Below are 20,021 nucleotides of genomic sequence, written 5' to 3' on the forward strand. Positions count from 1 at the left end.
AGAGATTGCCTATGCCAGCCAATAATGATTGGGTTGATTTTCGTCGTGACGATGAGACCGGAATTGAAAGCGTCAACGCGCATTTTCGCGGGCACGCTTACGATCCGCACGATCACGACGAGCTGCTGGTGGGCGTGACACAGCAAGGTTTACAACGTTTCAACTGCCATCGTTCGCTGCACACCAGCACGCCGGGCCGGGCGATTTTGATTGAACCGGGCGCGGTACACGACGGACATGCGCCGGACGCAGAGGGATTCACCTACGTGATGCTCTATCTGCCGCAAAGCTGGGTGGCGGAAATGATGCAGCGTCGCGGCTTGGGCGATGTGTCGAATATCGAAGGCGCTTTCCGCCACACGTTGACTGACGATCCGCTGTTAGCCAGCGCCATTCAGCAAGCCTGGTTTGCCGTACATCAGGGCGAAGGGCGGTTGGCGCGCGATCAAAGCCTCGATCATTTGCTCACCCTGCTGTCACGCCATCTGGATACCAAACCCAGCCTGCAGCACAGCGAAGCGATGCGTCAGATGCAGCTGCTGCGCGACTATCTGCACGATTTTATGGCGCAGGATATTGGTCTGGATGAGCTGTCGCGCCTTTCCGGCATTGATCGATTCCGCCTGACGCGCCAGTTCAAACAGGCGTTCGGCCAATCGCCGCATGCCTATCTGGTGCGTTTGCGTTTGCGCAGCGCGCGCACGTTGCTGGCGCAGGGCATTGAGCCGGTGCAGGTGGCGGCGCAGGTTGGATTTGCCGATCAAAGCCATCTGGGCCGCTGGTTTCAGCGCGCCTATCGCATGACGCCCGCCGCTTATCAACGTCAGTGCACAAACGTTCTATACGCTTCCCCGCCTGCTCTTAGATGATGAGGTTTTCGTTGTCATTGGAGAGTTGTTGCAGATGTTTGATACCAAAATCGCCCTGATCGTACGTGATGATTTAGCCACCTGGCAGCGCCTGAATGTGGTGGCGTTCCTCGCTACCGGCGTGGCGTCCGCCGCCCCCGAGATGATGGGTGAACCCTATGTTGATGCCAAAGCGCGACAGTACGGCAACATGGCGGGCCAGCCGATGCTGGTGTTTGCCGGAGATTTAGCCGGTTTACAGCGTGCGCACCGTCAGGGAATGGAGCGCGAGTTAACCATTATTCCTTACGTGGAAGCGATGTTCTCTACCGGCCACGACGCGGCGAACCGCGAAGTGTTTAGGGCGGAGGATGCCGATAATTTAAATCTGGTCGGCATTGGGCTACGCGGGCCGAAGAAAGCGGTGGATAAGGCGATTAAGGGATTGGCGTTGCACGGGTAAGAAGGGTGCGCATTTATGCGCACCTGAATTTATCCGCCACACTCAGCAACAAATCTTCCCGCCCACGCAGCGCCAGCAACTCCAGCCCAATCGGCAAACCTTCGGCGCTGAATCCTGCCGGAATGCTGATCGCCGGCGCGCCGGTCACCGCTGAAATCAGCGCGTTGCTGCCTTCCTGCATCTCGCCGTGCTTAACCGGCGCACGGCGCACTACCGGATAAGCCAGCAGATTGATCTGCTGCGCGGCGAAAAACTCTGCCAGCTGCAAATACAGATCGCGCTGACGCTGCTGCACCCGCCGGTAACCTTCACTCTCAACGCCCGGATGCTGGGCCCGCGTGGTAAACACCGTTTCCAGCTGAGGATGATAGCGCCCGGACGCCACCACTTCCGCCAGCGTGCGGACCTGCGCCTGCGATTTATCCGCCAGATACGCCGCCAGCGCAGCGGCAAATTCGTAGCCGATGATATTGGCGTCGGCGGCCAACGTCTCCAGCTGCGGATAACTCACCTCACGCGGCGCGAAATCCGCCAGCGCCGCGCGCACCGCCTGATTAATCTCGCCTTCATCGGCTGCAAACCCTTCCAGCCAGATGCCGATGCGCAGCGGCTCATCGCTCTCCGCAAACTGTTGTCCGCTAAGAATTTCAGACGCTAAACGTAAATCCGCCGCCGACCGCGCCAGCGGGCCGGGAATATCCTGAGTTGGCGACAGCGGCACAATGCCGTCGGTGCTGATTGCACCGCGCGTCATGCGCAGGCCAAAAAGATGGTTAAACGCTGCCGGAATGCGCACCGATCCGGCGGTATCGCTGCCGATCGCCAGCGGCACGTAACCGGCTGCGACCGCCACGGCGGAACCGCTGCTCGATCCGCCCGGCGAGCGGCCTTCAACCCACGCATTGTGGGTAAATCCGCTTAACGACGACGCGCCGGTGATGCCTGCCGCCAGCTCGTGCATGGCGGTTTTGCCGATCAGAATCGCACCTGCCTTTTTCAGTCGGGTAACCAGCGGCGCATCGTCGCTGGCGATAACCTCACGCAGCAGCACCGAACCGGCGCTGGTTGGCCAGCCCTGCACTTCGATATTGTCTTTAATCAGCACCGGAATCCCTTCCAGCGGTCCCGCAACCTCGCCGCGCTGACGACGCGCATCGCTGATGTCCGCTGCCGCTAAGGCTTGTTCGGCAAACAGCCAGGTGATGGCGTTGTAGCGCGGTTGATCCACCTCGGCAATGCGCTGCAGCGCGAAGGTGGCTAACTGGCGCGCGCTCACCCTGTGCTGGGTCAGCGCCTGCTGTAAATCGTCAATCGAAGCGGTGAGATAATCAGCGTATTGCATCAGGTTAAACCTCCAGCGGAATCCATTGCCCGTCGCGCGTGACGCGTCCGCACGCGCTGCCATTAAAGTGGGTGCTGAACCAGATTGCCTGATGTTGTGCGCACCAGTCCACCACCCGTTGCCGTGAAGTGACCGCCAGCGCTTTATTCTCGCAAAACAGTGAGTTCCAGTGCGGGTACTGAAACTGGATAGCATTATGCATCACGTCGCCGGCAAAGATGGCCGATTCACCGGCGCTTTCCAACACGATCGAGGCATGATCAACGCTGTGACCGGGCGTAGAGAGATAGCGCAGCACGCCAGCAAACAAAGGTGAATCCTGCACGGTGATAGTCTCAAGCTGTCCGCTTGCTATCAGCGGCAGAATGCTGTCGCGATAGAGCTCCTGCGCCGCCGGATTCTGCTGGCAGTGCGTCAGTTCCCGCGCCGAGCAGATATAGCGCGCATTCGGGAACATCGGCAGCCATTCGCCATCACGCTGATGCGTATTCCAGCCAACGTGATCGGTATGAATATGCGTCATCAGCACCAGCGTCACTTTTGCCGGATCAACCCCCGCCTGCGCGAGGTTTGCGGCATACGGCGTATTCAGCTGGTGAAACAGCGGTTTGTTGTCGCGGTTACGCCCGTTGCCGGTGGCGGTATCGATAATGATGGTGTGTTCGCCGGTACGTATTACCCAGCTGTGAATCGACATTTCAGCAGGTTGATTGGCTAATTCATCACTCATTTCCGCGCGATGCGGCGTAAACAGCACGCCGATTGGGAAGACGGCGGTTTGTTCGCTCACTTTGGTAATCAGGCAATCGCCGACGCGAATCGTCATGAGGTGCTCCTAAATTTTTTGGTTGCTGCGAAGATGCCTCACTATAATGGCGGCACGATCATTATTTAAATCGATTAGAATCATGCAAAGCATCAACGAAAATGATTTCTCGCGCATCGACCTGAATTTGCTGGTGGTGTTGCTGGTGATGTACGAGGTGCGCAGCGTCACGCAGGCGGCAAATCGGCTCTATCTCGGACAACCGGCGGTAAGCGCGGCGTTAAAACGGCTGCGCGAGATGTTTGACGATCCGCTGTTTGTGCGCGCCTCAAACGGTATGACGCCAACGCCGCGCGCCGAACAGCTGGTGCAGCAGTTCGCGCCGCTGATGCAGAATCTGCATCGCGTGATCTTCACGCAGCAGCCGTTTAACGCGGCAGAAGATAGCTACAGTTTTCGGATTGGCATGAGCGACTGGCTGGAGCATTGGCTGATGCCGGATCTGCTGGCAGAACTGGCGCGTGTGGCGCCGAATAGTGATGTGAAAGTGATCGCCACCGATCCGTGGCAGGCGATTCCGCTGATGGAGCAGCAGCAGGCCGATGTGGTGATAACGGTTGGCAATGAAACCAGCCGCGACCTCACGCGCGAAAAGATCCTGCGCGCCGGTTTTCGCACGGTTTGGCATCGGCAGCAAATTGAACTCGACGCGCCGCTGACGTTGCAGCAGTTCGTGAGCTACGAGCATGCGCTGGTGTCGTATCGCGGTGTGAGCGAAAGCGCGCTGGATCGGCAGCTGCAACAGCAAGGTGTGGCGCGGCGCGTGCGCTATGTGACGCCGAACTTTTCCGCGTTGCCGATGCTGCTTAAGCGTCTACCGCTGTTCGCTACGGTGCCGCAGGGTTTAGTGCCATCCTGGTGCGAGCTGTATGATCTTAGCGCCGCGCCCGTGCCGGTGAGCATGCCGGATTATGAAGTGTCGCTGCTGTGGCACAACGCGCGCAGCGAAGATGAAGCCAACCGCTGGCTGCGGGAGATGCTGCGCGGATTAATAAACAGTAAGCCGCTTTGATAAGGTCGCCATGAATGGCGACCCTACGACAGGTCGGTGGGAATTTCATGGGATCGCCATGAATGACGACCCACTACAGGGCGGCGTGAATTTGTAGGGTCGCCATTTATGAACCAGTATGGCGACCTGCTCATTTACCACGGCACCACACGACCTAAATAATCCAGATAATGAATTCCGCGTCGCCCAGCATAGCTTTCCATGGTGTTCAGCAAGTTCGGAATGCTCTCCTCAATGGTCAAACGCGCTTCCGGGCCGCCCATATCGGTGCGCACCCAGCCGGGTGCCATCAACAATAACGTGCGCTCGCCGCCGCTACGTGCGGCGAAGCTGCGCATAAACATATTTAGCGCCGCTTTGCTGCCGCGATACACCTCGTAATTACCGTTGGTGTTGTTGGTCAAACTGCCCTGGCCAGATGACATCACCGCAATAGTGCCGCTGGGCGTAACACGATCTTTAAAGGTTTCAATCACCCGCAACGGGCTTAGCGCGTTAGTCACCATCACGCGGGTGAACTCTTCGGTGGAAACATCGGCGATGGTTTCTCGGTCATCATTTTTCACCCCCGCGTTGACGAACAACATATCGAACTGCCAATCCGCCAGCCGCGTATGCAGCGCTGCGACCTGTTCCGGTTCATTGATATCCACGCTCTCCACCGTCAACTGTGCGGGGAAGCGATCGGCCAGTTGTTGTAAATTCCCTGTCGAGTTTTCACGTCCGGTGGCGACCACCTGATAACCGCGCTGCAGCATGGTTTCCGCCAGTGCCAAACCCAGGCCACGCGATGCGCCAATCAGTAATATCTTCATGTTGTTCTCCACGGTGTTTGCGATAAGAAGAGTGTAGCGCCGGGCGAGGGCAGGCGGAACGCGCAGCACTCGCAGTATTAACCTGCGCAAGACGCCTTGTCTCAAAGTGCTCAATGGGCGAGGATAAAGCGTATGAATGATGCCGATTTGAATCTGTTAATTGCTTTGGATGCGCTGCTGATTGAAGGCAGCGTGATTGGCGCTGCGCGTCGCTTGGGCTTAAGCGAATCGGCGATGAGCCGCACGCTGGGACGCTTACGCGCCACCACCGGCGATGCGCTGTTAGTGCGCGCCGGACGCAACATGGTGCTGACACCTTACGCCGAAGCGATCCGCGAGCGCACGCATCACACGGTACGCGAGGCGCGTGCGGTGTTAAGCCCGACGGCGCAGTCGCTGGATCTGCATCAGTTAGATCGCTGCTTCACCCTGCGCACCAATGAAGGATTCGTCGAAGCCTTTGGCAGCGCGCTCATCGCTGCCGTGGCGCACCAGGCACCGCACGCGTGGCTGAGTTTTGTGCCCAAGCCGGAGAAAAGCGCGCGCGATTTGCGTGAAGGCAACATCGATCTGGAGATTGGCGTGCTGGGCAATATGGGCCCGGAGATTCGCCTGCAGGCGCTGTTCCGCGATAGCTTCGTTGGCGTGGTGCGCGCCGGACATCCGCTCACGCAGCAGCTGGATATCACCCAGTTCGCCGCCTTTGGTCATATCGTGGCGTCACGGCGCGGTGAGCTTGGCGGGCCGATTCATGATGCGCTGCAGCAGGCTGGATTAACCCGCAAAGTGGCGGCGGTGGTAGCGGCATTCACCAGCGCGGTGGCGCTGGCGCAGGAATCGGATCTCGTCGCGTTAGTGCCGCGTTCGCTGTTTCTGCATCATCCGTTGATCAAAAACAGCACCCGCTTAGCGATGTTTGAACTGCCGTTCGCCACGCCAGAAATGACCGTGTCACAGCTGTGGCATCCGAGACTGGAAAATGACGCGGCGCACCGTTGGCTGCGCGGCGTGGTAAAAAGTGTTTGTCAGCCGCCGCGCACCGACCCGCGCCACACCACATCGGCCTGATACAGCAGGCTGTCGTGCTGCTGTTCACCTTGCGGCGTGAAGCCGGTTTCCTCCTGCTCGGTTTGTATCAACCACTTCACCGCATCCTGCGCGAACTGCTCAACCGGCTGGGAAAATGTGGTGAGATTGTAGGATGACCAACCGGCCTGCGCGATGTTGTCGTAACCGATCAAACAGAGATCTTCCGGCACGCGCAGGGCAAAGCGATGGCGCGCTTCATCCATAAAGCCGCAGGCCACCAAATCGGTGACGCAAAACACACCGTCGGGCCGCTGATGACGCGTCAGCAAGCGGTGCGCCAGAATCTGTCCGCTCTCGTACGAAGTGGTACCAAAACGTTCGATGGTCACGCTTAAACCCGCACGTTCAGCCGCCAGGACAAAGGTGTCTTCGCGCTTTTTCAGGCTCGGCGTGCCCGCCAGCGAATTGGCAAACGCCAGATGCTGACAACCGGCACGCTGAAACGCCATCACCGCCGTTTGTGCGGCGCTTTCAGCATCGAGATTGATGCTAAGCGAGCCCGGCAGCGCTTCATCGCGGTTGATCAAAATGATGCGCTGACCGTGCTTGTAACACTGGCGCGTGATGGTGCGATCCGGCATGCCGGAGAGAATGATTGAGGCATCGGCGCGGAAATTAATCGCCTGCTGCAGCGCCGCCGAAACGCTGTTATCCGAGCGGTCGGTGTTGATCAGCATCGCCACTTTGCCTGCTTCCTGCAAAAACTGCGTCAGCCAGCGTACCAGACTGGCGCGATAGGGCGTGGCGATTTCCGACACGATCAGGCAGACAATGCTGCTGCGATTGCGCACCAGACCGCGCGCCAGATGATTGACGTGATACCCCAACTCTTCCGCCGCCTTCATCACCCGTTCTCGCGTTGCCGGTGACACGCTGGCGCCCGGCGTAAAGGCGCGCGACACCGCTGAGCGCGATACGCCCGCGCGTTCAGCGACATCCTGCGCGCTCACCACCGCTTTCTCATGCTGCATGCTCAACACCTCTTCACAATCTGGCTGCAACTGAGTCTGCCTCAGATTGCAAAGCTGTGCAAACTGCTTAAGATCTCATTTGTTGCATTTTTGTGACATCGCCTAACAATTGCGCAGCGTGGTGTTTGACAGGACATTTCTTGTTCATTACTACTTTGCACACACGTGCAAAAAAAGGTGCCAATGAAGCACCAACCCTACAATCCAGGAGAACACTATGCGAGTCACCTCAATGGCCATCGCGCTATCCCTCTGTTGCACTGCCATACCTTTTGCCGCTTCGGCGGCGGGCAATCTGAACATGGTCTGCTCCGCCGATGTGGTGGTGTGCGAGCACATGACCAACATCTTCAGCAAGGCACATCCGGATATCAAAGTCAGCATGGTGCGCCTCTCGGCGGGCGAAGCTTATGCACGTCTGCGCAGCGAAGCACGCAATCCGCGCACTGATATCTGGTGGGCCGGCACCGGCGATCCGCATATGCAGGCGGCGGAAGAGGGGCTGACGCAGCCGTACAAATCGCCGCTGCTCGATCAGCAGCAGGATTGGGCGCAGAAGCAGGCGGAAAACTCTCATTACCGCACGGTGGGCATCTACGCCGGCGCGCTCGGTTGGGGTTACAACACCAAATTACTGGCGTCGAAAAAACTGAAAGAGCCGAAATGCTGGGCCGATCTGCTGGACCCAAGCTTCAAAGGGGAAATCCAGATCGCCAACCCGAACTCGTCGGGTACGGCTTACAACACGCTGGCGACGCTGGTGCAGATCATGGGTGAAGATCAGGCCTTTGATTACCTGAAAAAGCTAAACGCCAATATTTCGCAATACACCAAATCGGGCTCCGCGCCGGTGAAATCGGCGGCGCGTGGCGAAACCACCGTCGGCATCGTGTTTATGCATGATGCGGTAGCGATGGAAGTGGACGGTTTCCCGATCAAGACCGTCGCGCCGTGCGAAGGTACCGGCTATGAGATTGGCTCGATGTCGATTGTGAAAGGGGCGCGCAACCTCGCTAACGCTAAAGTCTGGTACGACTGGGCGCTCAGCGCTGAAGCGCAATCGCATATGAAAGAGGCCAAATCCTTCCAGCTGCCGTCGAACCGTAACGCGGAGATTTCGGAGTACGCGCCGCGCTTTGAGAACATCAAATTGATCGATTACGACTTCAAGACCTACGGCGATTCGGCCAAACGTAAAGCGTTACTGGGACGTTGGGATAAAGAGATCGGTGCCAGCGCGCAGTGAAATCGGTGCGGTTTGTGGGGCGGTCGTCATAAATGACGACCCTACAAAACCCGATGAATCCACGTAGGGTCGCCATTCATGGCGACCGGGTCAATCACCGTACCCAACTCCGTAGGGTCGCCATTCATGGCGACCTGGTTAAGCACCGCACAAAAACCCGAATTCGAGGTATGTGATGAATGCAAATAATCGTCGTCTGACAGGCGCGCTGCTCATCGGCGCAGTGGCGTTACTGCTGCTGCCGTGGTTCAGCCTGGAAGCCGGTTTCTTCAGCCGCGGCTGGTTAACCAGCCTGTGGAGCGATAGCGCCAACGCGCCTGCGTTGTGGCAAGTGGGCGAACATCCGTGGCTCATCATCGCCATCGCGCTGTTTGTGCTGTGCGCTTGCTGCGGCCTCCTGCCGGGCGCGGCGCGCAGCCGTTTGCTGCTGCTGTTCAGCGCACTTGGCGTGCTGTTCCTCATCATCGAAGGTCACGCCATTGGCTACAGCGGCTGGAGCTGGCTGTGGCTGGAAAACCGCTTCGGCGCACTCGCATCGGGCCAGCCGGCGATGGGCGCAGGTGCGCTGCTGTTACTGACCACTTTCCTGCTGCTGTTCTCCTTTGCGCTGGCCGAACGCGGCGTGATGAAAGGCGACGCCTTTGTGGTGGCGTCGCTGGTGCTGCTCACCGCGCTGGTAAGCATCTTTGTGCTCTATCCGGTGCTGAGCATGTTTGTGGTGTCGGTGCAGGACGTAGACGGCAGCTTCAAACCGGATGGCTTAATCAGCAACATTCAGGATCCGTCGATCTGGAGCTTGTCCTGCTTGTCGGGCGGCACCTGCGGCACCGCATGGCGCACGTTGTGGCTGGCGCTGATGACTGCCGCCGGATCAACGCTGCTCGGTTTGGCGTTTGCCTTAGCCGCTACGCGCACGCCGCTGCCCTTTAAGAAAGCGCTGCGCATGCTGACCATTCTGCCGATCATCACGCCGCCATTTGTCATTGGTCTGGCACTGATCCTGCTGTTTGGTCGCTCCGGCGTGGTGACGGAACATCTGGCGGCGCTGTTTGGCATCGAGCCGGGCCGCTGGCTATATGGCTTAACCGGCATCTGGATTGCGCAGGTGCTGTCGTTTACGCCGATTGCGTTTCTGGTGCTGATTGGCGTGGTGGAAGGCGTCAGTCCGTCGCTGGAAGAGGCATCACAAACGCTGCGCGCCAATCGCTGGCGCACCTTCACGCGCGTCTCGCTGCCGCTGATGGCGCCGGGTTTGGCCAACGCTTTCCTGATTAGCTTTATCGAAAGCATGGCCGACTTTGGTAATCCGATGGTGCTGGGCGGCAGTCACGGCGTGCTCTCCACTGAGATCTTCTTCTCGGTAGTTGGCGCGCAGAACGATCCAAGTCGTGCGGCGGTGCTGGCGATGATTCTGCTGTGCTTCACGCTGACGGCCTTTGTGCTGCAGCGCTGGTGGCTCGGCGGTAAAAACTTCGCCACCGTCACCGGCAAAGGCGACGGCGGCAAACATGTGCAGCTGCCGCGCGTGCTGCGCTTTGGCGTGTACGGCATGGTGATTCCGTGGGGCCTGTTCACGCTGGTGATCTACGGCATGATTGTGGTCGGCGGCTTTGTGCAGTCGTGGGGATTGAATGATGCGCTGACCATCGAGCATTACGTGCGCGCCTTCGGCGTCAGCTTCAGCGACGGGCATCTGCTGTGGAGCGGCGTGGCGTGGAACTCGTTCTGGACCACGCTGGAGATCGCGCTGATTGCCGCGCCGCTGACGGCGATGGTCGGCCTGCTCACCGCATGGCTGATTGTGCGGCAGAAGTTTGCCGGTCGTCAGACCTTCGAGTTCCTGCTGATGCTGAGCTTCGCCATTCCCGGCACGGTGATCGGCGTGAGTTATGTGATGGCCTATAACCTGCCGCCGCTGGAGATCACCGGTACCGCGATGATCCTGGTAGCCTGCTTTGTGTTCCGCAACATGCCGGTCGGCGTGCGCGGCGGCATCGCGGCGATGAGCCAGCTGGATAAAAGTCTGGATGAAGCTTCATTAACGCTCGGGGCTAACAGCTTCCGCACGCTGCGCAAAGTGGTACTGCCGCTGCTGAAACCCGCCATCAGCGCCGCGCTGGTCTACGCCTTCGTGCGTGCCATTACCTCAATCAGTGCGGTGATCTTCCTCGTGAGCGCGCAATACAACATGGCAACCTCTTACATCGTCGGGCTGGTGGAAAACGGCGAATACGGTGTGGCGATTGCTTACTCAACCGTCTTGATTGTGGTGATGCTGCTGATCATCGGCATGTTCCAGTGGCTGGTGGGCGAACGGCGTTTGCGCCGCGTGGCCCGTCCGGTCGATATTGCGGTGCCGCCCGCAACAACCTCATTAACCCAGGAGAGAGCCGTATGACACGCGTAACCGCTGGATCTGTGGTGTTTGAACACGTCTCAAAACGCTTTGCCGGTTTTGATGCCATTCCCGATCTCTCGCTGACGGTGGAGCCCGGCACGCTGGTAACGCTGCTGGGTCCATCCGGCTGCGGCAAAACCACCACGCTGCGCCTGCTGGCCGGGCTGGAGCATCCCACCGCCGGACGCATTTTGATTGGCGGCAAAGATGTCACCAACTTGCCCGCCAATGAGCGCGATGTGGCGATGGTGTTTCAGTCTTACGCGCTGTTCCCGCACATGAGCGCGCTCGACAACATCATGTATGGCTTGCAGTCGTCAGGTATGAATAAGCGTGAAGCGCAGGACCGTGCGCGCGAAGGGTTGAAGCTGGTGGGCCTCGAACATCAGGGCCAGCGATTGCCATCGGAGCTTTCTGGCGGGCAGCAACAGCGCATTGCGGTGGCGCGCGCGCTGGTGCTGGAGCCGCAGGTGCTGCTGCTGGATGAACCGCTCTCGAATCTTGATGAGCGTTTGCGACGCCGGGTGCGCACCGATATCCGCGATCTGCAACAGCGGCTCGGCTTCACCGCGGTGTACGTCACGCACGATCAGGAAGAGGCGCTGGCGGTCTCCGATAAGATTATTGTCATGAAAGAGGGGGATATTGCCCAGCAGGGCGCGCCGGAAAGCCTCTATCACGCGCCGAACTCGGTGTTTATCGCCGACTTTATGGGCGAAGCTAACATTCTACCGTGCGAAGTGGAGCAGCTTGATGGCAGCGAAGCGCTGGTGCGACTCGGCAGCCAGCGCTATCGCGTGCGCGGCAACGGCCTGAAAACCGGCGCAGCACAGCTGTCGGTGCGACCGCAATTCATCACCCTGCGCGGAGAAGGCGCAGGTGCACTGCGCGGCGAAGTGACGCACAGCACGTGGCTCGGCGACCATATCGAATATGAAGTCGCCACCGAACTGGGTTCGTTGTTTATTGTCGATGCCGAGATGGAGCAGCAGTTGCCGCTGGCATCGAACGTCGCGATTGATTTTAAACCTCAGGGTTTGGCCCTGATTGCCGGTTAATTTGAGGATGGATGATGAGTGAATTAGACAATGACCCGCTGTTATCGCGCCTGATTCTGGCGGAGAAGGTGGCACGCGCGGGCGGCGCGAAGGCGCTGGAGTATTTCCATCAGCGTGAAACTTTGGTGGTCGAGACCAAATACGATTTGCAGGATGTGGTGTCGCGCGCTGACCGCGAAGTGGAGCAGATGATCGACCAGCAGATTCGCGCGCAGTTTGCCGACGACGGTTTCCTCGGCGAAGAGTACGGATTGCAGGAAGGTTCATCGGGTTATACGTGGGTGGTCGATCCGATCGACGGCACCAGCCCGTTCCTTAACGGCATGCCGAACTGGTGCGTGTCCGTGGCGGTGCTGCATGACGGCGTGCCGGTGATTGGCGTGATTTTCGCGCCCACTTATCAGGAGTGCTACGTGGCGGCGATGGGTCAGGGTGCCACGCTCAACGGCAAGCGCTTGCAGGTGGATGCATCGCGCACGCTGCAAAACCACGTCACCGGTTTTGGTGCCAACAGCCACGTCAGCCCGGATGAAGTAGGGATAATTCTCGCCTCGCTGCTGGCGGCGGGGGGGAATTTTATCCGCATTGGGTCCGGCGCATTGATGCTGGCGTGGGTCGCGGCTGGGCGCGTGGTCGGTTATTACGAACCGTATATGCATGCGTGGGATTGCCTGGCCGGTTATTGCCTGGTGAAGGAAGCGGGCGGCTGGTATCACCCGTTCAATACCGAAGGTGAACGATTGTTGAAAGGCGCACAGGTATTGGCGGTTGCGCCAGGCGCGGAAGCGGATTTGAAGCGGATTGCCGGGTTGTGATGTTGGTTGCGGTCGCCATTTAATGGCGACCTTCTATCAAACCAGAATAAATTCCCGGTAACCCGACCAAATCACATAGATGGCGAAATAAACAAAAATCAACGCCGAAGCAAGATAGGAATACTTCAACAAACGCTGCCCCAGCAGCTTGCCGCCCATGCTCCCCACCAGGCACAGCACGCAGGTCCACACTACGCCCGCGATAAAGAAGCCGCCAAGAAACGATGAGGTTGCCGCCGCGCTGCCGTGTCCCATGCGGGAAATCAACGCACCGCCGACGCTGGCAAACCACAAAATCGCGGTCGGCGATGACATCGCCAGCATCACGCCACGACTGAACTCGCGCAGCAGCGATCGATAGGGCTGTTGTTCGGTTTCCGGCAGTGCAGCCTGCTTTTGCAAGGCCGCATACAGCATTTTCCCGGCAAACCACAGCAGCATCACACCGCCGCCAATCCACAATGCCCAGCGCACGGCGGTGAACTGCAACACAATCGCCATGCCCGCCAGCGCCAGCACCGCATAGATTAAGTCACCAATGCAGGTGCCAATCCCCAACCAGAAACCGTGAAAATAGCCGCGCTGCATCGCCAGCGTGATCATGGCGATATTGGCGAGACCGATATCAAGGCATAACGATAAACTCAGCAGAAAACCATTTGAAAACTGCAGCATAGCAACGTCAGCATCCCTGGCATGTTAATAGGGCTGTATTAAAGCATGCAGGAAAACGCAGTAATAATAAGAATTACGCATTTATGCTATTCCGGCTGCCACGTTTGGAGGTAATCGTGCTCTAGCGGCGGATAAATCCACGATAATGTGAACACGATCACGCCTGTTCGCCGCGAATCAAAGCAATCCCACTATAGTCGTTATGCGGCCTGCAGCATTGGCCGCAATCACAATAAAAAATCCAACTCTGCGAACGATTTTTATAAAGAACATTCCGATTATGGTGGGTACCACAATGAAAAATCACAATAAAACGGTGTCTGGCGGTATGGCGTCACGTCTAAGCGTGGCATTATCGCTGGCTGTTTTCACATTAGCGGGAAGTGCAATGGCAACTGCAGCGGAACATCACAACCAAACGGCTTTAGTGGGCACATGGACCAGCATCCCGGATGCGCCGTTAGTGCAAAATCCAGGTCATCCCAGCGAAGGTTTGTACCGTTTGAAGGTCAATAGCGACGGCACGCTGACGCCGCTTGATTTCATCAAAATGAAAAGCCCATCGTGGATTGTGAAATCGCACGATGGACGTTTTGCCTACACCACTAACGAAGAAAACGCCGGTGCTGTGACTGCGCTGGCGATTGATCACGGCGGCGAAGTGCGCGTGATTAACGCGGTGGATAGCCACGGCCAGCAGCCGACGCATGCCACCATTAGCCCGGACGGGAAATTCCTGTTTGTCGCCAACTACTCGGTGGCTAAAGGCGGTGCCAGCGTGGCGGTATTCCCGATTCATCACGACGGTTCGCTCGGCGAGCAGGTACAGAATTTCCCGTTCGCCAGCGGCAGCGGGGCGGTGAAAGATCGTCAGGATAGCGGACATGCGCACTCCACCACCTTCACTCATGATGGCAAATACCTTTACGCTGCAGATCTCGGCGGCGACAAACTGCACGCTTATGCCTATCACGCGGGCAACGCTCAGCCGCTGCAAGCGGATACTTCACGCGATGTCGCCTTCCCGGCCGGTTCTGGCCCGCGCCACATGGTGTTTTCACCGGATGGTAAACACGCCTATGTCATAACCGAAATGGCCGGTGAAGTGGTGGTGTTTGCGGTTAAGGACGATCGTCTGCAGCAGCAATCCAGCGTCAAACTGAATACGGAAAACAGCAGCGCCGAGTATCGCAGCGGCGGCGGCATTATCCTCAGCCCGAACGGCAAATTTGTGATTGCCGCTAATCGTGGATCGGATAACAGCTTAGTGGTGTTCCGCATTGAGCAGGATGGTTCACTGGGATCGCCGGTGCGCTATAAAGCGGATGGCATTGAACCGCGCGCTTTCGCCTTTGATGCCAGCGGCAAATACCTTTATGTGGCAAACGTGTTCACCAATAACATCACTCTGTTCCATTTCGATGCAGAAAGCGGCACGTTGAAAGCAGCGGGTGAAGTGGCGAAGATTGCCACGCCGACGGATATTAAGTTTTTTAATTGAGTTTTATTGAGGTCGCCATAAATGGCGACATTGTCGGTTTTGTAGGGTCGCCATTTATGGCGACCGCGCACTTAATTGGTGCCCATTGCCATTTAACAGTGCGCACGTTGTCGTAGCGGCGCAATTTATTGCGCGATTAATCGCGCCGCTACGTGAATGTGCGCTGTTTAATTTATTTGGCCCACTTCTTGCTTTATAAAAAATAACGCCCCAACGATGTGGCAACCCTCTTGTCAATGCAGACAGCGCCGTCTGTAGCTCGCGTTTATTCTTTCCGGTCTCCCGGAAACACTCCTGTTTGATCCTTCTCTTTTCAAGAGGTTGCTATGGCTATTAGTCGTCGTTCATTTATCCAGGGTTCAGCCGTTTCGGCATTAGGCTTGGCTGCAGGCGTTGCGCCTCAATTCTCTTTCGCTGCCGACAGCAAAGACGCCATCAAAATCGCCAGTATTCTCGACTTATCCGGCGGGCTCGATATCTACGGTAAGCCGATGTCGAACGCTATTAATTTGGCAGCGGAGGAGATCAACGCAGCCGGTGGTTTATTAGGTCGCCCGTTGCAGGTGATTAATTACGATGCGCAATCCAATATGCAGCTTTATGCACAATATGCGCAGCAGGCGGCGCTGAAAGATAAAGTGGCGGTGGTGCACGGCGGCATTACCTCGGCCTCGCGTGAAGTTATTCGTCCGGTGCTGGATCGTTTTCGCTCGCTCTATTTTTATCCGGCGCAATATGAAGGCGGCGTGTGCGATCGCAATTACTTCTCTTCCGGTTCGACGCCGGCGCAAACCGTGGAAAAACTGGTGCCTTACGCGGTGAAGAAGTGGGGCAAAAAAGTCTACGTGCTGGCGGCGGATTATAACTACGGCCAAATCGTCTCGGCGTGGGTGAAAAAGTCGGTGCACGATAACGGCGGCGAAGTGGTGACGGTTGAATTCTTCCCGCTGGATGTCACCGATTTTGGTGCGGCGATCTCCAAAATCCAGAGCGCCAAACCCGACATGGTGTGGTCAGCGCTGGTCGGTGGCGCGCACATCTCCTTCTATCGCCAGTGGCATGCCGCCGGTATGAGCGGCAAGATCCCGATTGCTTCCACGGTATTTGGCGGCGGCAACGAACATATCATTCTGTCACCGGAAGAGAGCAACGGCATCCTGGTGGCCGCCAACTATATGCAGGAAATCCCCTCACCGGAAAACAAAGCTTTCGTTGAGCGATTCCATGCGCGCTACGGCACCAATACGCCGTACATCAGCGACCTGGCGATGGGCGCTTATCAGGGCATGTTGATCTGGGCGGAAGGGGTGCGCAAAGCGGGCGATATCGATCGCATGAAGGTGATCGAGGCGCTGGAGTCCGGCGTCACGCTGACCTCGCCGAGCGGCAAGCTGAGTGTGGATCCGGCGACGCATCACTGTTCGCTGGATGTGCATATCGCCGAAGTGGAAAACCATCAGATGAAAATTCTGCAAACCTTCACCGATCAAGCGCCGGTGGATACCGCGATGGTGTGCGATCTGAAGAAAAACCCGCGCGATACCAAACAGTATCAAATTGAGCTGTGACAGGAGCCGCTATGGATCTGTTCATTATCTACGCCATTGAAGTGCTTAATGCCATCGCCGTGCTGGTGATCATGAGCGTCGGGCTGGCGGTGGTGTTCGGCATGATGAAAATCGTCAATATGGCGCACGGCGAATTCATGATGCTGGGCGGCTACAGCGCCATTCTCGCCACCAATCAGTGGGGCGTGCCGATCTGGATCTCGATGCTGGTGATTGCGCCGCTCACTGTGGGGGTGTTTGGCGCGGTAATCGAGCGCGTGATTATCCGTCATCTGTACGGGCGGATGATCGATACCATGCTGGCGACATGGGGGCTGAGTCTGGCACTGATTGGTGCCGCCACCATGCTGTTCGGCAACACCACGCTGGGCATCAGTTCACCGCTGCCCAGCGTCAGCATCGGCAGCTACAGCACCAGCGGTTATTCGCTATTCATGATTGTGTTTGCGATCGCCTTGCTCGGCGCGCTGTGGTTGCTGCTGCGCTTCACCACTTTAGGTTTGTGCGCGCGCGCCACCATGCAGAATGCGCGCATGGCGGCGGCGCTCGGCAGCAATCCGGGCAAAATCTACAGCCTGACGTTTGGCCTGGGCGCAGCGCTGTCGGGTTTAGGCGGCGCGCTGTTAGCGCCGATTACCGGCGTGATCCCGGCCATTGGTGTCAGCTTTATCGCCAAAGCCTTTATCACGGTGATTGGCGGTGGTAGCGCCATCATCGCCGGAACGCTCTCCGCCTCGACGCTGTTCGGCACCATCTCGCAGCTGGTGACGTACTTCTCCACGCCGGTGTTTGGTGCCGTCGCGCTATTGCTGAGCGCCATTGTGCTGCTGCGCTTGCTGCCGCAGGGCATCACCGGACGCTTCTTCAGGAGATCGCTGTAATGAAACTGTTCTCGGAAAAGATCCAGATTGTCATCACCTCACTGGCGATGGTGCTGGTGGCGCTGTGGCTGTCAGGCGCGATTGAGCTCTACACCTTGCTGTCGCTGACGGTGTTTCTGGTGATGGGTTTGTTGTCGCTCAGCCTGGCGTTCATCTGGGGCTACGGCGGCATCCTGTGCTTTGGTCAGGCGGCGTTTTTCGGTTTAGGGGCCTACACCTATGCGATTTGCGCTATCAACTGGGGCGATTCGACCTGGGCGGTGGTGATGGCGGTGCTGCTGCCAACGTCGTTCTCGCTGTTGCTCGGCTATGTGATTTTTTATGGCGGCGTCAGCGATGTCTATCTCGGCGCCATCACGCTGGCGGTGAGTCTGGTGCTGTTTAACTGGGTCAACTCCACCTCCGGCAGCGAATACCACATCGGCGAGGCGTTGCTGGGCGGCTTTAACGGCATTCCTTCGGTGCCGACGCTTAACCTGCCGTTCCAGCCGGAGGCGATTTTATCGCCCGAGGCGATCTTTATGGTCACCGCCGGATGTCTGGCGCTGTGCTACGCCTTGCTGAAGTTCGTGCTGCTGAGCCGTTTTGGCAAAACCGTGGTAGCGATTCGTGAGAACGAGCAGCGCGCCGGATTGCTCGGCTACAACGTGCCGGCGCATAAATTGGCAACCTTCGCCATCGGCGCGGCCATTGCCGGACTGGCGGGCTGTTTGTACGTCAACTGGGGCGCCTTTGTCAGTCCCGGCGTGTTCAGCATCAGCCAGTCGGCGCAGATCATCATCTGGGTGATTGTCGGTGGACGCGGCACGCTACTGGGTCCGGTGATCAGCTGCGTGCTGTTACAGTGGATGGTGACGCGGCTGGGCGCGCAGCAAACCGTGGATGTCAATTTAGTGCTGGGCGTGATTCTGGCGGTATTTGTGTTGCTGATTCCAGGCGGCATTCTGCCAACGTTGCAGCGCCTGCGGCGGCGCAAGCGTCCCGCCGCGCCCGCCAGCCGCGCGCAGGTCAGTGAGGTGAAACCATGACGGCCAACGTGTTACTGGAAACCCGCAAAATGGGCGTCAGTTTTGGCGGCGTGCATGCGGTGAAAGAGGTGGATTTCACCCTACGTGAAGGTGAGTTGCGCTGCCTGATCGGCCCTAACGGCGCAGGCAAAAGCACTTTCTTCAAGATGCTGAGCGGCCAGGTCACGCCGACGCGCGGCGAGTGCCGCTATCGCGAACAGGTGATCTCCGGCAAACGGCCATGGGAAATCGCGCGTTTGGGGATTGGCATTAAAACTCAGGTGCCGAGCGTGTTCGAAGGCTTAAGCGTGCGGGAAAATCTGTGGCAGGCGGCGGCGAATAAGCTGGCGAAAGCGGCGCTGCCGGCGGCGATAGAACAGGTGCTGGAGGATATCGGTCTGGTCGATCTGCAACATGCGGTGCTCTCGGAACTGGCGCATGGTCAGCGGCAGTGGGTGGAGCTGGGGATGATTCTGATCTCCAAACCGCAGCTGGTGCTGCTGGATGAACCGGCGGCGGGTATGACGCATCAGGAAGTGCGCAAAACCGCGCAGCTGATCAAGGCGATTAATCAGCAGAGCACGGTGGTGGTGGTGGAACATGACATGGAGTTCATCAGCATGATTGCGCAGCAGGTGACGGTGTTTAACCAGGGCGCGGTGCTGGCGGAAGGCAGCTTCCGCGAGGTGACGCAAAATCCGCGGGTGAAAGAGGCGTATCTCGGCAATCTGGAGATTAAACATGCTTGAAATTAAAGAGATGGTCTCGGGTTACAACAAGATTCCGGTGCTGAACTTATCCGAGCTGTTTGTCGGTGCTAAGTCGTTTACCGGCGTGCTGGGCCGCAACGGCATGGGCAAAACCACGCTGCTGCGCACCATTATGGGTGAACTGCCGGCCTGGCAAGGCCAAATCGCCCTGAACGGCATCGATATTACCCGTTATCAGGCGCACCAGCGGGCGTTGGCGGGCATTGGTTTTGTGCCGCAAGGGCGACAGATTTTCCCGCAGTTGACGGTGGAGGAGAATCTGCGCATGGGCTGCGTGAAACACTTCTCCCGCGCCGTAGAGATTATCGAGCAGATGCTGGCGTATTTTCCGCGCCTGAAACGCCTGCTGGCGCAGCCGGGCGGTGCGCTATCGGGCGGCGAGCAGCAGTTGCTGGCGTTGGCGCGATGCCTGTGCGGCCAGCCGCAGCTGGTGCTGCTGGATGAGCCAACGGAAGGGATTCAACCGAATATCTGCGAGGAGATTATCGAGACGTTGCGGCGGCTGCGCCATGAGATGGATATTTCGATCATTCTGGTGGAGCAGGATATCGAGTTTCTTTACGCGCTCTCTGACCAGATTCATGTGATTGAAAAGGGGCAGATTGTGCAGAAGATCGATCCGAAAACCCAGTCGAGCGCCAGCGTGGCGGAGCAGTTTTTGGGGTTTCATGTTTGAGCATCATTTAAAAGGTGCGCATGAATGCGCACCCTACAAAACCGTTCCTCATCCTTGTCC

The 20,021-nt window shown here is 58.0% G+C and carries 19 protein-coding genes; 14 read left to right on the forward strand and 5 right to left on the reverse strand.

The genetic code is table 11. The features are described 5' to 3' along the window. Window positions 1-11: 11 nt before the first annotated feature. Together K5Y30_RS18825 and K5Y30_RS18830 are read left to right on the forward strand one after the other, a co-directional pair. On the forward strand, window positions 12-869 hold the full coding sequence (locus tag K5Y30_RS18825; protein ID WP_222183613.1) for an AraC family transcriptional regulator: 858 nt from the start codon (window positions 12-14) through the stop codon (window positions 867-869). A gap of 34 nt (window positions 870-903) precedes the next feature. After that, complete coding sequence (locus K5Y30_RS18830; RefSeq protein WP_222183611.1) at window positions 904-1,311, forward strand: DUF2000 family protein; 408 nt, start codon at window positions 904-906, stop codon at window positions 1,309-1,311. A 13-nt stretch (window positions 1,312-1,324) separates the two neighbouring features. Here the strand turns inward: K5Y30_RS18830 and K5Y30_RS18835 are convergent, their stop codons facing one another. Together K5Y30_RS18835 and K5Y30_RS18840 are read right to left on the reverse strand one after the other, a co-directional pair. Continuing rightward, window positions 1,325-2,653 carry an amidase gene (locus K5Y30_RS18835; RefSeq protein ID WP_222183609.1) on the reverse strand — a complete coding sequence of 443 codons (1,329 nt, stop codon included), beginning with the start codon at window positions 2,651-2,653 and terminating at the stop codon, window positions 1,325-1,327. 4 nt (window positions 2,654-2,657) lie between these two features. Beyond that, entirely contained in the window at window positions 2,658-3,479 is an 822-nt protein-coding gene (locus tag K5Y30_RS18840) for an MBL fold metallo-hydrolase (protein ID WP_222212815.1), read from the reverse strand. Between the two features lie 82 nt (window positions 3,480-3,561). Here K5Y30_RS18840 and K5Y30_RS18845 point away from each other — a divergent pair, with 82 nt between their 5' ends. Further along, window positions 3,562-4,491, forward strand: coding sequence for a LysR family transcriptional regulator (locus tag K5Y30_RS18845; protein ID WP_222183604.1), 930 nt, complete (start codon window positions 3,562-3,564; stop codon window positions 4,489-4,491). Between the two features lie 134 nt (window positions 4,492-4,625). Here the strand turns inward: K5Y30_RS18845 and K5Y30_RS18850 are convergent, their stop codons facing one another. Next, the gene (locus tag K5Y30_RS18850; RefSeq protein WP_222212816.1) at window positions 4,626-5,306 is read right to left on the reverse strand and encodes an SDR family NAD(P)-dependent oxidoreductase; all 681 of its coding nucleotides are present in this window, start codon (window positions 5,304-5,306) and stop codon (window positions 4,626-4,628) included. A 132-nt stretch (window positions 5,307-5,438) separates the two neighbouring features. Here K5Y30_RS18850 and K5Y30_RS18855 point away from each other — a divergent pair, with 132 nt between their 5' ends. Beyond that, complete coding sequence (locus K5Y30_RS18855) at window positions 5,439-6,374, forward strand: LysR family transcriptional regulator (RefSeq protein WP_222212817.1); 936 nt, start codon at window positions 5,439-5,441, stop codon at window positions 6,372-6,374. Here K5Y30_RS18855 and K5Y30_RS18860 read toward each other — a convergent pair. Continuing rightward, on the reverse strand, window positions 6,332-7,366 hold the full coding sequence (locus K5Y30_RS18860) for a LacI family DNA-binding transcriptional regulator (protein ID WP_176973102.1): 1,035 nt from the start codon (window positions 7,364-7,366) through the stop codon (window positions 6,332-6,334). The genes K5Y30_RS18855 and K5Y30_RS18860 overlap by 43 nt on opposite strands. A gap of 217 nt (window positions 7,367-7,583) precedes the next feature. On the opposite strand from K5Y30_RS18860, the gene K5Y30_RS18865 reads away from it, so the two are divergent. From K5Y30_RS18865 to K5Y30_RS18880, 4 genes are all read left to right on the forward strand, one after another. Further along, window positions 7,584-8,612 (forward strand): ABC transporter substrate-binding protein, encoded by a 1,029-nt coding sequence (locus tag K5Y30_RS18865; RefSeq protein ID WP_101761718.1) that lies wholly within the window; start codon window positions 7,584-7,586, stop codon window positions 8,610-8,612. A gap of 175 nt (window positions 8,613-8,787) precedes the next feature. Next, a complete protein-coding gene (locus K5Y30_RS18870; RefSeq protein ID WP_222212818.1) occupies window positions 8,788-11,010 on the forward strand; it encodes an iron ABC transporter permease in 2,223 nt (740 codons plus the stop codon). Continuing rightward, on the forward strand, window positions 11,007-12,068 hold the full coding sequence (locus K5Y30_RS18875) for an ABC transporter ATP-binding protein (protein WP_008109395.1): 1,062 nt from the start codon (window positions 11,007-11,009) through the stop codon (window positions 12,066-12,068). Before K5Y30_RS18870 ends, K5Y30_RS18875 begins: the two co-directional genes overlap by 4 nt. Before the next feature lie 14 nt (window positions 12,069-12,082). After that, window positions 12,083-12,883, forward strand: coding sequence for an inositol monophosphatase family protein (locus K5Y30_RS18880; protein ID WP_222212819.1), 801 nt, complete (start codon window positions 12,083-12,085; stop codon window positions 12,881-12,883). Between the two features lie 36 nt (window positions 12,884-12,919). Here K5Y30_RS18880 and K5Y30_RS18885 read toward each other — a convergent pair whose 3' ends face one another. Further along, window positions 12,920-13,558 carry a LysE family translocator gene (locus tag K5Y30_RS18885; RefSeq protein ID WP_110866758.1) on the reverse strand — a complete coding sequence of 213 codons (639 nt, stop codon included), beginning with the start codon at window positions 13,556-13,558 and terminating at the stop codon, window positions 12,920-12,922. Between the two features lie 295 nt (window positions 13,559-13,853). Here K5Y30_RS18885 and K5Y30_RS18890 point away from each other — a divergent pair, with 295 nt between their 5' ends. From K5Y30_RS18890 to K5Y30_RS18915, 6 genes are all read left to right on the forward strand, one after another. Beyond that, on the forward strand, window positions 13,854-15,059 hold the full coding sequence (locus tag K5Y30_RS18890) for a lactonase family protein (protein WP_255606721.1): 1,206 nt from the start codon (window positions 13,854-13,856) through the stop codon (window positions 15,057-15,059). A 326-nt stretch (window positions 15,060-15,385) separates the two neighbouring features. After that, entirely contained in the window at window positions 15,386-16,627 is a 1,242-nt protein-coding gene (locus K5Y30_RS18895) for an ABC transporter substrate-binding protein (protein ID WP_222212820.1), read from the forward strand. Window positions 16,628-16,638: 11 nt separating this feature from the next. Further along, window positions 16,639-17,508 carry a branched-chain amino acid ABC transporter permease gene (locus K5Y30_RS18900; protein ID WP_222212821.1) on the forward strand — a complete coding sequence of 290 codons (870 nt, stop codon included), beginning with the start codon at window positions 16,639-16,641 and terminating at the stop codon, window positions 17,506-17,508. Continuing rightward, the gene (locus K5Y30_RS18905; RefSeq protein WP_222212822.1) at window positions 17,508-18,536 is read left to right on the forward strand and encodes a branched-chain amino acid ABC transporter permease; all 1,029 of its coding nucleotides are present in this window, start codon (window positions 17,508-17,510) and stop codon (window positions 18,534-18,536) included. The genes K5Y30_RS18900 and K5Y30_RS18905 overlap by 1 nt, the downstream gene beginning before the upstream one ends. Then, window positions 18,533-19,264: an ATP-binding cassette domain-containing protein gene (locus K5Y30_RS18910; protein WP_137387268.1), complete on the forward strand. Its 732-nt coding sequence runs from the start codon at window positions 18,533-18,535 to the stop codon at window positions 19,262-19,264. The genes K5Y30_RS18905 and K5Y30_RS18910 overlap by 4 nt, the downstream gene beginning before the upstream one ends. After that, on the forward strand, window positions 19,257-19,961 hold the full coding sequence (locus K5Y30_RS18915; RefSeq protein WP_222212824.1) for an ABC transporter ATP-binding protein: 705 nt from the start codon (window positions 19,257-19,259) through the stop codon (window positions 19,959-19,961). Before K5Y30_RS18910 ends, K5Y30_RS18915 begins: the two co-directional genes overlap by 8 nt. The last annotated feature ends 60 nt before the right edge of the window (window positions 19,962-20,021 follow it).

The sequence above is a fragment of the Pantoea sp. DY-5 genome (assembly GCF_019795955.1).
GTDB classification, from domain to species: Bacteria; Pseudomonadota; Gammaproteobacteria; order Enterobacterales; family Enterobacteriaceae; genus Pantoea; species Pantoea leporis.

Excerpts from the sequence above, each read along its gene's own strand:
- K5Y30_RS18825 (WP_222183613.1), top strand. The coding sequence starts at position 12 with ATGCCAGCCAATAATGATTGGGTTGATTTTCGTCGTGACGATGAGACC.
- K5Y30_RS18855 (WP_222212817.1), top strand. The coding sequence starts at position 5,439 with ATGAATGATGCCGATTTGAATCTGTTAATTGCTTTGGATGCGCTGCTG.
- K5Y30_RS18890 (WP_255606721.1), top strand. The coding sequence starts at position 13,854 with ATGAAAAATCACAATAAAACGGTGTCTGGCGGTATGGCGTCACGTCTA.
- K5Y30_RS18915 (WP_222212824.1), top strand. The coding sequence starts at position 19,257 with ATGCTTGAAATTAAAGAGATGGTCTCGGGTTACAACAAGATTCCGGTG.
- K5Y30_RS18860 (WP_176973102.1), bottom strand. The coding sequence starts at position 7,366 with ATGCAGCATGAGAAAGCGGTGGTGAGCGCGCAGGATGTCGCTGAACGC.
- K5Y30_RS18905 (WP_222212822.1), top strand. The coding sequence starts at position 17,508 with ATGAAACTGTTCTCGGAAAAGATCCAGATTGTCATCACCTCACTGGCG.
- K5Y30_RS18850 (WP_222212816.1), bottom strand. The coding sequence starts at position 5,306 with ATGAAGATATTACTGATTGGCGCATCGCGTGGCCTGGGTTTGGCACTG.
- K5Y30_RS18885 (WP_110866758.1), bottom strand. The coding sequence starts at position 13,558 with ATGCTGCAGTTTTCAAATGGTTTTCTGCTGAGTTTATCGTTATGCCTT.
- K5Y30_RS18830 (WP_222183611.1), top strand. The coding sequence starts at position 904 with ATGTTTGATACCAAAATCGCCCTGATCGTACGTGATGATTTAGCCACC.
- K5Y30_RS18900 (WP_222212821.1), top strand. The coding sequence starts at position 16,639 with ATGGATCTGTTCATTATCTACGCCATTGAAGTGCTTAATGCCATCGCC.
- K5Y30_RS18845 (WP_222183604.1), top strand. The coding sequence starts at position 3,562 with ATGCAAAGCATCAACGAAAATGATTTCTCGCGCATCGACCTGAATTTG.
- K5Y30_RS18870 (WP_222212818.1), top strand. The coding sequence starts at position 8,788 with ATGAATGCAAATAATCGTCGTCTGACAGGCGCGCTGCTCATCGGCGCA.
- K5Y30_RS18875 (WP_008109395.1), top strand. The coding sequence starts at position 11,007 with ATGACACGCGTAACCGCTGGATCTGTGGTGTTTGAACACGTCTCAAAA.
- K5Y30_RS18910 (WP_137387268.1), top strand. The coding sequence starts at position 18,533 with ATGACGGCCAACGTGTTACTGGAAACCCGCAAAATGGGCGTCAGTTTT.
- K5Y30_RS18835 (WP_222183609.1), bottom strand. The coding sequence starts at position 2,653 with ATGCAATACGCTGATTATCTCACCGCTTCGATTGACGATTTACAGCAG.
- K5Y30_RS18865 (WP_101761718.1), top strand. The coding sequence starts at position 7,584 with ATGCGAGTCACCTCAATGGCCATCGCGCTATCCCTCTGTTGCACTGCC.
- K5Y30_RS18880 (WP_222212819.1), top strand. The coding sequence starts at position 12,083 with ATGAGTGAATTAGACAATGACCCGCTGTTATCGCGCCTGATTCTGGCG.
- K5Y30_RS18840 (WP_222212815.1), bottom strand. The coding sequence starts at position 3,479 with ATGACGATTCGCGTCGGCGATTGCCTGATTACCAAAGTGAGCGAACAA.
- K5Y30_RS18895 (WP_222212820.1), top strand. The coding sequence starts at position 15,386 with ATGGCTATTAGTCGTCGTTCATTTATCCAGGGTTCAGCCGTTTCGGCA.